General features: G+C 66.2%; 6 protein-coding genes. 4 read left to right on the top strand and 2 right to left on the bottom strand.

The genetic code is table 11. The features are described 5' to 3' along the window. Positions 1-174: 174 nt before the first annotated feature. A complete protein-coding gene (locus L2Y94_RS19255; RefSeq protein WP_247371198.1) occupies positions 175-3,234 on the bottom strand; it encodes a TonB-dependent receptor in 3,060 nt (1,019 codons plus the stop codon). 494 nt (positions 3,235-3,728) lie between these two features. Between L2Y94_RS19255 and L2Y94_RS19250 the strand changes: the two genes are divergently transcribed. Then, positions 3,729-5,387: a Na+/H+ antiporter gene (locus tag L2Y94_RS19250; protein ID WP_247371196.1), complete on the top strand. Its 1,659-nt coding sequence runs from the start codon at positions 3,729-3,731 to the stop codon at positions 5,385-5,387. 22 nt (positions 5,388-5,409) lie between these two features. On the opposite strand, the gene L2Y94_RS19245 is transcribed toward L2Y94_RS19250, so the two are convergent. Further along, on the bottom strand, positions 5,410-6,195 hold the full coding sequence (locus tag L2Y94_RS19245; RefSeq protein ID WP_247371193.1) for a TatD family hydrolase: 786 nt from the start codon (positions 6,193-6,195) through the stop codon (positions 5,410-5,412). A 334-nt stretch (positions 6,196-6,529) separates the two neighbouring features. Here L2Y94_RS19245 and L2Y94_RS19240 point away from each other — a divergent pair, with 334 nt between their 5' ends. The 3 genes from L2Y94_RS19240 to L2Y94_RS19230 all read left to right on the top strand — a co-directional run bounded on the left by L2Y94_RS19240 (position 6,530) and on the right by L2Y94_RS19230 (position 11,013). Continuing rightward, positions 6,530-8,485, top strand: a complete 1,956-nt coding sequence (locus tag L2Y94_RS19240; protein ID WP_247371190.1) for a S8 family peptidase — start codon at positions 6,530-6,532, stop codon at positions 8,483-8,485. Between the two features lie 147 nt (positions 8,486-8,632). After that, a complete protein-coding gene (locus L2Y94_RS19235) occupies positions 8,633-9,070 on the top strand; it encodes a post-PEP-CTERM-1 domain-containing protein (RefSeq protein ID WP_247371189.1) in 438 nt (145 codons plus the stop codon). Then, positions 9,067-11,013, top strand: coding sequence for a PA domain-containing protein (locus L2Y94_RS19230; protein ID WP_247371186.1), 1,947 nt, complete (start codon positions 9,067-9,069; stop codon positions 11,011-11,013). Before L2Y94_RS19235 ends, L2Y94_RS19230 begins: the two co-directional genes overlap by 4 nt. The last annotated feature ends 159 nt before the right edge of the window (positions 11,014-11,172 follow it).

Here is an 11,172-nt window from a genome sequence, read left to right as displayed (position 1 = left end):
GCTCCGACGCGGCAGGCGACGCGCGAGCGTCGGAAAATTGCATCGACGATGGACGCGAAGATGAAACATGTTTCATCTTCGAAAATATCTTGCGCGGCGAAGGGGCAAAAAAAGGCCGCCCATCACTGGGCGGCCAATATCTGGGGAAACGTGCCGCTTTGTTATCGTTGTAACTTAGAGCGTGAAGTCGTACCGGGCGCCGAAGCGGACGTAGCGCGGATCCTGGAACGAACGGGCGCGCTTGTAGTTCGGATTGGGCAGGCCACCCGCGGTTTCGCCGTACTCGTAGTACTGCGTGACACGCTGCTTGCCGAGGATGTTGAAGATGTCGGCGCTGAACGTCAGCTTGTGGTCCGCGAAGGCCGGTTTCCAGGCGGCGCTCACGTCGAGGTTGTACGTCCACGGCGTCGTGCCGAACGTGCCGCGCTTCGCGGGTTCGCCGTTACACCAGAAGTAGTTGTTGTGATAACCGAACGGATCGCCACCGGCCGAGGCCGGGCGCAGGCCCAGGCAGCTCACTGGGTAGCCCGACGCAATGCGGGTCACCGTCGAGAACTGCCAGTCGTCCGTCGGCGCGTACGTACCGTAGATGCGCAACTGGTGCTTCTGGTCGTTGGGCAGGTTGCCGTTCGTGTTCTCCATGATTTCCGGGAAATCCCAGCTCTCGGTGGTGGAGACGTCGGCCTGCACGATGTTCGAGTCCAGCTGGCCTTCGGAATTGCCGTAGCTTCGCGAGTACGTATAGTCGAGCTTGCCGTACCACTTGTCGCTGAACTGGTGCTCGAGGTACAGATCGATCATGTAATACGAGCGCTTCGCTTTCTGCTCGCCGATATCCGCGGCGGTCAGCGGAATGCTCAGGTACTGGCCTGCGGCGGGCGAGAGGGTGAAGGTGTTGGCCCGGCCGGGGTTGAACAGCCAGCAGCCGGTGCTGCGGCCGATGCCTGCGGCCACTTCCTCGCTCAGGCCGTTGCGGTCGCCCCATGCCTGTAGCGGGCGCGGGTCGCAGGTATCGTCGATGAGGCTGCGCAGCTTGCGATACATGGCCTTCGCACCGGCCGTCCAGGTGTCGCCCAACTGCTTGTCGAAACCGAGAATGTACTCGTCCTGGTAGTACGAGTGGAGTCCCTGCGCGGACACCGTCTTCGCGTCGGGCGGCGTGCCGTTGGCACCGTTGTTGTAGAAAGTGGCCGACCACGGGCCCTGCCCGAGCCCGGTGGGAACGCCGGATACCGGATCGATACCGGTGAAGCTGAAGTACTGAGAAGGGAATGTCGACGGACCGGCACCGCGAACGGCCACGGACGTCGGCAGGCCCAGGTGGTAGCGGCCGGCATTGGCATAGATCTTCAGCGAGCTGTCGCCGTAGACGTCCCACGACGCGCCCAGCCGCGGATCGAGCTGGTGGCGGGCGTTGGCGTAGGCCTGGCCGGAGCCGTTGTAGTTGGTGAACTGCTCGTTGCGCAGGCCGACGTAAGCGTGCCAGCGGTCGGACACCTGCCAGTTATCCTCGACGAACTGCGATCGCTGGTTCGTACGCGCCGACGTGCCGGTCGAAAGCGCTGCGGACTCGACGAAGTAGCCGTTGGCGAAATCCGCGGGATTGTACAGCCCCGGATCGAGGCCCAGGCTGGTCAGGCGGTCGCGGATGGCCTGACCATCACCGATGTCGTTGTAGGTATAGGCGGTGCCGCCGACCGGCACCGCGCCCCAGGTGGCACGAAGCACGTAGTTGTCGACGCCCGCCCGCAGGTCGTGGTCACCGAGTCGATACTCGATCGACGCGCTCCAGCCGCGCGTGCTGTCCTTCGAGCCGGGGAGGAGGGAGGTCGTCGAGCCGACCGTACAACCGGTCTGCGGATTGCTGGCGAAAGCGACGCGGGCGTCCGTGATGCTGGGGCACGAGGTGCCGGTAGCGGATGTCACGTCCTGCGTATGGTCCGAATGCGACCGCCCGTACATGGCGTTGATGGTCAGGTCGTCGGTGATGTAGCCCGTGTAATGGCCGATGTACGTCTGGCCGCCCGGGGTGCCGTTGGTCTGCGTGCCGTTGTAGTTCTTTGTGTACTGGTGGCCCAGGTAGGAGCCCCGGCCATCGGTGTAATCGTAGGCGTAGATCGAGGCGTCGGTCGTTTCGGTGTCGCCGATGCCGGTGAACTCGAGGATGTTGTTGTCGGTGATGTTCCAGTCGATCTTGCCGAGCCAGCGCTTGGTCTTGGCGGTGTCGTGCTCGTCGTCGCTCACGGTGCTCGGGCCCGTGTAGTTGCCGGTCTGCTTGATCCAGTCGGCGGCCGCGAAGATGAACAGCTTGTCCTTGATGAGCGCGCCACCCAGCGAGCCGGAGTACTGCAGGTTTTCCTGGTCGCGCCAGGTATACGGGTTGCCGCGCTGGTAGGGGGTGCCGTTACGCAGGTTGATGTCGCGCGGCTGCTGCTGCAACGAGCTCGGCGACCAGAGCACCTGCACGTCGCCTTTCCACTCGTTCGAGCCGCGCTTGGAGACGACGTTGATGACGCCGCCGGTCGAGCGGCCGTATTCGGCGCCGTAGCCGCCGATCAGCACCTGTTCCTGGTCGATGGCGTCATAGGGCAGCTGGCGCGAGCTGACGCCGGTGAGCGGGTTGGTCGCCTGGAAGCCATTGATGTAATAAGCATTCTCCGACGCCGAAGAGCCGCCGAACGAGAGCGCGTTGCCGTAGCCGCGGGCCGCCGGCGTGGTGCCGGGGGCGAGCAGGGCGATCGAACTGATCGAGGTGCGCGCGATGGGCAGCTTGTTGAGCTGGTCGGCGGTGAGCACGGTGCGCGAGTCGACCGAACTGACGTCGATGCTGGGTAGCGAATTCGCCGTGACCTGCACGCCGGTGAGGCTGGTGGCCTCGGCAGCGGTGGCGGCCGGGGCGGAAAACGACACGTCGGTACCCTGGGCGATCTGGGTGGTGACGCCCTTGCGCGAATCCACGACGGCGCCGTTGTGCATCAGGCTCACGTCGTAGGTGCCGATCGGCATGGAGTTGGCGCGGTAGCGGCCGTTGGCGTCGACGGTGATGTCGCGGCGCAGGCCGGTGTCCGTGTTCTCGATGTGGACGACGTCGCCGGGCGTTGCCGAACCGAAGATCGAACCGGTGGCGTTACTTTGTGCGAGGGCATTGCCCGCGCCGCCGATGGCGACGGCGATCGCGGTGGCGAGGACGAGCCTTCGCCGTGTGCGCCCGTGGAATGCTGCTGCGTACTGCATGGACCTACCCTCCGAGGAACTTTCTTGGGACGAGGCGACCCCTATCCACGCGGCACGCGGACATCCGCCCTCGCGGGCGGGTAGGAATCGCCGGGAATTGGAAAACCAGCCGAGCGCCGCCGCCTCTTCCGGGCGTACGACGTCAGATCGTCAAGGCGAACGCCGCAGCGTGCCTATGGCAGGGGGGTAGGAGCGAAAGCGGGTGCGGCATGTCGGTTCTCCCCAAAACGAGCAAGACGCCTGATGGCGAAAAGCCGGTTGCGCGCGTTTCGTCTGCCCCTGAAGCGCGCTTTGCCGACGGCGCCGAACCGGCGCGTGAAATTAACGTAAACCCCTGTCCCGCAAGGGAACAATAGGAATAAGTCCTAAGCAGGAAATTACGATTTCTGAGAGATATTGCGACCAGAATTTCTCTCGGAGAAGCGTCCGAAGACGTGGGAGGGAACCGCCTGGCCCGCTTGCCCTGGGACGCGTGGCTTGGATAGCGTCCCGGAATGGATCTTGTCATCACTACCCTCGTCCTCCTTCTTGTCGTTGCCCTGTCCGGCGCCATCGTCCGGCTGCTACCGATCCGGCTTCCCCTGCCGCTGATCCAGATCGCCCTGGGGGCGTTGCTGGCGCGTCCATTGGGCATGCACGTGGAATTCGACCACGAGCTGTTCTTCCTGCTATTCATTCCCCCGTTGCTGTTCGCCGACGGAGCGCGCATACCGAAGCGGGAGCTCTTCCTGCTGCGCGGCCCCATCCTCGCGCTCGCCGTGGGGCTCGTGTTCTTCACCATCGTCGGCATCGGCTACTTCGTGCACTGGATGATCCCGACCGTGCCGCTGGCGGTGGCCTTCGCGCTCGCGGCGGTGCTTTCGCCGACCGACGCGGTAGCGGTCACGTCGATCAGCGGCGGAACGGCCTTGCCGTCGCGCCTGGCGCATATCCTTTCCGGCGAGGCCTTGCTCAACGACGCGTCGGGCCTCGTCGCATTGCAGTTCGCGGTGGCGGCCGAACTCACCGGTCATTTTTCGCTGCCGCGTGCCGCGCTGGATTTCCTGCTGATGGCCGTCGGCGGCATCGCCGCGGGCATCCTCGTGGGGCGCGCCTTCGGCCTGTTCCGTCGCCGGCTGGTGCGCTGGAGCAGCGAAGTGGATCCGGCGAGCCAGGTGGTCATGCTGCTGTTGTTGCCGTTCGCGGCTTACCTGCTCGCCGAGCATTTCGGGGCATCCGGCATCCTCGCCGCGGTGGCCGCGGGCATGACGCTCAACTACACCGATACCGGCAAGGGCAATTACGTCGCCACGCGCATGCAGACGTTCGCGGTATGGTCGATGGTGGAGTTCACCTTCAACGGGCTCATCTTCCTGCTGCTGGGCATGCAGTTGCCCGGCATCGTCGACGGCGCGAAGCTCGACCTCGCACAGGCCGGCGGTGGCGAGCTTTGGTATCTCGCCGGCTACGTGGTGGCGATCACGCTCGCGCTGGTGGTGTTGCGCTTCATCTGGGTATGGGTTTCGTTGCGCTTCGTGTTCATGCGCGCCTTGCGCAAGGGCGAAAAACGGCCCAAGGCCGGCCCGCGGCTGATCTGGACGACCGCGCTGGCCGGCGTGCGCGGCGCGATCACGATGGCAGGCGTGCTTTCGCTGCCGTTGATGAAGAGCCAGGGCGTGCCTTTCCCCACGCGCGAACTCATGATCTTCCTCGCGTCGGGCGTGATCCTGTGCACCCTGGTGTTCGGTGCCGTCGGGCTACCCTTGCTCGTGAAGGGACTGAAGCTGCCGGGCGAGGATCCGCGCGTGCGCGAGGAGCGCAAGGCCCGCGCGTTGGCCGCCGAGGCGGCACTGCGGGGCATCGGCGACGAGCAGAAACGCGTGGAAGACGGCGGCGACGACAAGGCCATTGCGCTCGCTTCGCGCGTGGCGGCGCGGGTGATGACCGACTACCAGCAGCGGCTGGAAGCGGCGGGGGAGGAGGGTGACGTGCCGGAGCGCGCCCGCGCCGAAGCGGGTACGGAGCGGGTGATGCGACTGGCCGCGTTGCGCGCCGAGCGGCGTGAATTGCAGGCCTTGCGCCGCAGGCACGAGATCAACGACGAGACCTTGCGCACGCTGGTCCGGGAGATCGATCTGGCCGAGGCGGCATTGACGGGCCTGCATTCGGACTGAGGCGAATCATCCGTAGCGAAAGCTACAAACCGAAGAAAGCCTCGGCCGTCCGCGTCGTCGACTCGCTCAACGCTTCGCGCGACTCCCCACGATCCCGCGCGACTTCATCGCGAATGTGCGCCAGGTACATCGGCTCGTTGCGCCGATCCTTCGGCATCGGCCGCAACGTGCGCGGCAACAGGTAGGGCGCGTCGGTCTCGATCATCAGCCGGCCCGAGGGAATGAGCTTCACCAGCTCGCGCAGGTGCGCTCCTCGCCGTTCGTCGCAGATCCAGCCGGTGATGCCGATATGGCAGTCGAGGTCGAGGTAATCGCGCAGGGCCTCGCCGTTGTCGGTAAAGCAATGCACCACCGCCGCGGGCACGCGGTCGCGATAGCGCTTGAGGATGGCGAGAAAATCGTGGTGCGCGTCGCGTTGGTGCAGGAAGAGCGGTTTGCCCACCTCCACGGCGATGGCCAGCTGACGCTCGAACACCTCGCGCTGTATCTCCCGCGGCGAGTAATTGCGGTTGTAGTCCAACCCCGTTTCGCCGACGGCACGCACTTCCGGCTCGGCGGCGAGGCGGCGGAGCACCTCATCGGTCGGGTCGTCGTAGTCGATGGCGTGGTGCGGATGCACGCCGGCGGTGGCGAAAAGGCGGCCGCCGCTCGCCCGCGCGATGGCCAGGGCGTGCTCGCTTCCCTCGCGGGAGGCGCCCGTGACGATCATCCGGCCCACGCCGTGGGCGCTGGCCCGGGCCAGCACGTCGTCAAAATCCTGACGGAAGGAATCGTGGGTGAGGTTGGCGCCGATGTCGATCAAGTCCATGATTTGCTTTGTTTTGAGACGATGGTTTGAATGTGGATCGCGCGTGTTATCGCCGCGCAAGGTTCTGAATTGAAACGCATATGGACGTCCGAATCGAGTCTTGACGAGACTTTTCGCCTAGAGCGCAAGGCCAGGGAAAAAGATGCCGTCAAAATATTGACGTTCGCATTTTCGTGCTGTTAGGTTCCAAAGACCGTCGCCATGAGGCCGACGCCCGGGAAGCGCTTCGAAGGGAAAAAGGACCTTATGCAGGGGATGTCCTTATCGGGCATCAAGGGAGGATGGCCGGCAATCGGTCGTCCACGAGCAGTACCACGAGCCAGGGGTAGTGCACATGGTAATCCGCAACAGTGCGAGGGCGCTCGTCGCCTCGCTCGTCCTGGGCTTTGCGCCCGTCGCGTTCTGCGCCAGCGCGGGCACGCCCGCCACTTTCAACGTATCGAACCTGCATTCGCCGGGTGGATACGACGGTTTCATCGTGACCTATCGCGATGGCACGCGGGAGCGAACCAGTCCGGCGGCCGCCACGCAGGCCGTCTCCGCGGCGCTTTCGCGCGCCTCGGCCACGAGTGCCCAGCTTCGCGCGGGCAAGAGTGGCGCCGTGCTCGCCACGTACAGCCGCAAGCTCGCCACGGGCGCCGACCTGGTACGCACGTCGCGCAAGCTCTCGCACGACGATGCCGTGGCCCTGATCCGCCAGATCGCGTCCAACCCGGCCGTGAGCCACGTGCAGGCCGACGTGATCATGCGGGCGGGCGACGACGTTCGCGCGACGGACGTCACGCCGTTCGTACCCAACGATGCCAACTACGCGAAATACCAGTGGCACCTGCGCCCGGCCAACGGCACGCCCGAGACGATCGGCGGCGATACCGTGGCCTACGCCAACCGCGGCGGCGCCAACGTGGCGAACGCATGGAACCTCTCCGACGGCAACGGCGTGGTCGTCGCCGTGCTCGATACCGGCATCACGCAACATCCCGACCTCGACACCTCGCTGGCCGACGCCGGCTACGACTTCATCACCGACGCCTTCTACTCCGGCCGCTCGACCGACGGCCGGGTCCCAGGCGGCTGGGATCCGGGCGACTGGACCACCGAGGACAAATACCTCGCCGTCAACGGCGGCTGCGCGGACGACGACCATCCCCAGGAAGATTCCAGCTGGCACGGCACCCACGTGTCGGGCACCGTCGCCGAGCTGACCAACAACACCACCGGCATGGCGGGTACGGCATACAAGGCTAAGGTGTTGCCCGTGCGCGTGCTCGGTCATTGCGGCGGTCTCAGTTCCGACATCGCCGACGCGATCGTCTGGGCGTCCGGTGGCCATGTCGACGGCGTGCCCGACAACACCCATCCCGCGCAGGTCATCAACATGAGCCTGGGTGGCGAGGGCGCGTGCGTCGACGACGACGTCACGGCCGACGCCATCACGATGGCGATCTCGCGTGGCACCACCGTGGTGGTGTCGGCGGGCAACTCCGACGACGACGCGGCCAACTACTCGCCGGCGAGCTGCCCGGGCGCGATCACGGTGGCCTCCAACGGCATCACGGGCAAGCGGGCGTATTACTCCAACTACGGATCGACCGTGGCGCTGTCCGCGCCCGGCGGCGGCATCTATCCCAACGACGCATCGTCAGGCACGTCCACGCCCTACGCCGGCTTCGTCTGGCAGGCGCTCAACGCCGGTGCGCACGAACCGGGCGCCGCCACCTATGGCGGTTACGCGGGTACGTCGCAGGCGGCGCCGCACGTCTCCGGTACCGTCGCCCTGATGCTCGCGGCGGTGAAGGGGGCGAACCTGCCGACGCCGACGCCCGCGCAGATCCGCGGCTATCTCGTGTCGACGACGAAGAGTTTTCCATCCACGCCGGACGAGCCCATCGGTACGGGCATCGTCGACGCATATGCGGCGATCGACAAGGCGTTAGGTAACGACACCGGCAATCCCGGCGACGATGCCGTCGTGTTGACCAATGGCGCCGCGCTTACCGGCCAGGGCGGCGCTCCGGGCACCACGATCGCCTACAAGATCGACGTGCCCACCGGTGCGCGCAACCTCGCGTTCCGCACCTATGGCGGCAGCGGCGACGTGACGATCTACGTGAAGAACGGCGGAGCCGCGACATCGGCCGCCTACGACTTCACCTCGGCCAGGCCGTCGATCAACAGCGAGACGGTGACGGTGGCCAAGCCGGCGGCGGGTACCTGGTACGTGACCGTGGATGCCGGGACGAAGGCGTTCGCCAACGTCACCGTGCTGGCGAGCTTCACCAAGCCATAAGCAGCGACACCGGCCGGCGGATCCGTTCGCCGGCCGTGGACCCGCGTAGGGGGCGCGGTGTCCGTGACGTCTTAGCGCCGGCGAGGGGGCCTTCGCCGGTGGGCGTGCAGGGAGGGGTCCCGGCGCCGTTTTAGGGAGGTAAAGGTAATGACTTCACGAACACTGGCACAGGCCGTCGGCCTCGTGCTGACGGGCATGTTCACCGTGGCGGGAGCGGCGTACGCCGCCGACACGCCTACCACTCAGTCCACCCCGCGTGCCGTGGCCGCGGGCGTGCAGGTCGCCATCGATCCGGTGACGCACCAGTTGCGCGCGCCGACCGATGCCGAGCGGGCCGCCTACGCCAAGGCGTTCCAGGAACGCCAGAACCGCATCACCTCGTTCTCCGCGCAGCCGCGCACCCGTGCCGACGCGGCCAAGACCGTTCGCGTCGTCGACTTCGGCAACGGCATGCACGGCAAGGCGGTCAAGGTGCCGCAGGAAATGATGAGCAGCGTCGTCGCCACCCGCAACGCGGACGGCACGATCAGCATCCACCACGACGGCGACCAGGCCGCGCCGAAGGCACCGGAGGCCACACGATGAACCGTCGCGGACTTCTCTACACCGCCCTTCTCGCCGCCGGATTGCTCGGTGCCATGAACGCCGGCGCCGCGACGATCAAGATCGTCAACCAGGACGTGGGCACCGGCCAGGGCTTCGACGATCACACGCCCGCCACGCCGATCGGCGGCAACCCGGGAACGACGTTCGGTGAGCAGGCGTTCAACGTCTTCCTGTTCGCCGCCGACATCCACGGTGCGTACCTCAAGAGCGACGTCACCATCGTCAACAACGCGACCTTCGAGCCGTTGGAGTGCGATGCCACCGGCGGCGTGCTCGGTTCGTCGGGCCCGGTCTCGGTGTTCACCTTCGATTCGCCGCAAGGCAACGTTCCCGCGAATACGTGGGTGACGGGTGCGGAGGCCGATGCCATCGCCGGTGAAGACGGCGATCCGGGCAATCCGGACATCCAGAGCCAGTTCAACGGCGCGCTGGGTTCGCCCGGCTGCATCGAGGGCTCGAAGTGGTACATGGGCCTGGACCACAAGGTGCCGTCCGGTCAGATCGACTTCCTCAACGTCGTGCTGCACGAGATGTCGCACGGTCTGGGTTTCCTCGGCCTGGACAGCCTCACGACCGGCCAGCCGTTCCAGGGCAACCCGGACATCTACAGCTACTTCGTCAAGTACAAGGGCACGCCCTGGTACAGCCTGACGAACGCCCAGCGCGTTTCCGCCGCGGTCGACGACGGCAACCTTGCGTTCACCGGCGCCACCGTCGTGGCCGAGGCGCCGCTCGCGCTCTCGCAGCCCGACGTCTATCGCGTCACCGCTCCGGCGGGCGCGGTGGGTGACTACGGGTTTGCGCAGGCCAGCTTCGGTCCGCTCGCCACCAGCGCCAATTTCTCGGGTGCCGTGGTTCAGGCCGTGCCCAACGACGGTTGCAATGCCATCACCAATGCATCGGCCATCGCCGGCAAGGTGGCGCTGATCGATCGCGGCACCTGCGACTTCACGGTCAAGTCGCTCAACGCGCAGGCCGCGGGAGCCACCGCCGTGCTGCTCGCCAACAACCAGCCCGCCGCGGTGACCCCGGGTGGTACGCCCGCCTCGCCGGTGAACATCCCGGTGATCCTGGTGAGCCAGGCGGACGGCAATACGCTGAAGGCCAACCTCGCCGGCCTCACCGGCTCGGTGACCAAGGGCAACGGCCTGGCCGGTACCAATGCCGACGGCGTGCAGATCTACGCGCCGGCCGTGCTCGCGGGCGGCTCGTCGTTCTCGCACTACGACACGCGGCTGACGCCGAACGCGATCATGGAATACGCCATCAACCAGGATCTTCGCGGCGAAATCGATCTCGACCTCGGTCCGGCGCTGTTCAAGGACATCGGCTGGGGCATCGACTACACCAACCAGTTGCTGCTGACGTGCGATACCGGCATTCCCAGGGTCGTGCCGGGCGGCATGATCATCGGTGCCAACGTATTCGCCAACGCGAAGATCCTCGCCGGCAGTGCCGCCGACGTGGGTGCGTATCGCAGCGCGATCACCGCCTATGCCTCGCAGCTCGCCGCCGACGGCCTCATCACCGCCGGCCAGGCCAGCAGCCTCAACGCGTGCCTGTCCGATGCGGAAACGCAGAAGCAGTTCGACGCGTGGGGCGCGCCGCCTCCGCCTCCGGGTATCGCGTTGACCAACAACGTCGCGTTGACCGGTCAGCAGGGAGCCGTGGGTGCCACCAAGGCGTACACGCTCGACGTGCCGGCCAACGCGAAGACGCTGGGCCTGCGCACCTATGGCGGCTCGGGTGACGTGTCGATCAGCGTGACCGATCCGTCGGGCAAGGTCACGACGCAGCCGAACCGTCCGGGCAACTCCGAGATGTACACGGCGGCGAAACCCGCCGCGGGCACCTGGACGCTGACCGTGAAGGGAGAGAAGGCCTACTCGGGCGTAAGCGTCCTGGGTACGTACGTGAAGTAAGCCGATGGAAGAAAGAGGCCCCGCGCGACGGGGCCTCTTTGCTTCGCGGCAAGGGGCACGGGGTAAGGGGAACGGTTTTGGACGGCAAGTCCGCCGCGACGGCGACGGACGGGCGACGCATCGCGCGAGGCGCGGTGCGCGCATCTATTCGCTTTTGAG

The organism is Luteibacter aegosomatis (assembly GCF_023078455.1).
In the GTDB taxonomy this organism is placed as follows: Bacteria; Pseudomonadota; Gammaproteobacteria; order Xanthomonadales; family Rhodanobacteraceae; genus Luteibacter; species Luteibacter aegosomatis.
The sequence above is the reverse complement of the archived record's forward strand: the minus strand, read 5'-3'. Positions and strand labels throughout refer to the sequence as shown.

What these genes read in the sequence shown, in the direction of transcription:
- L2Y94_RS19255 (WP_247371198.1), bottom strand. Translation starts at nt 3,234, where the DNA reads ATGCAGTACGCAGCAGCATTCCACGGGCGCACACGGCGAAGGCTCGTC.
- L2Y94_RS19250 (WP_247371196.1), top strand. Translation starts at nt 3,729, where the DNA reads ATGGATCTTGTCATCACTACCCTCGTCCTCCTTCTTGTCGTTGCCCTG.
- L2Y94_RS19245 (WP_247371193.1), bottom strand. Translation starts at nt 6,195, where the DNA reads ATGGACTTGATCGACATCGGCGCCAACCTCACCCACGATTCCTTCCGT.
- L2Y94_RS19240 (WP_247371190.1), top strand. Translation starts at nt 6,530, where the DNA reads ATGGTAATCCGCAACAGTGCGAGGGCGCTCGTCGCCTCGCTCGTCCTG.
- L2Y94_RS19235 (WP_247371189.1), top strand. Translation starts at nt 8,633, where the DNA reads ATGACTTCACGAACACTGGCACAGGCCGTCGGCCTCGTGCTGACGGGC.
- L2Y94_RS19230 (WP_247371186.1), top strand. Translation starts at nt 9,067, where the DNA reads ATGAACCGTCGCGGACTTCTCTACACCGCCCTTCTCGCCGCCGGATTG.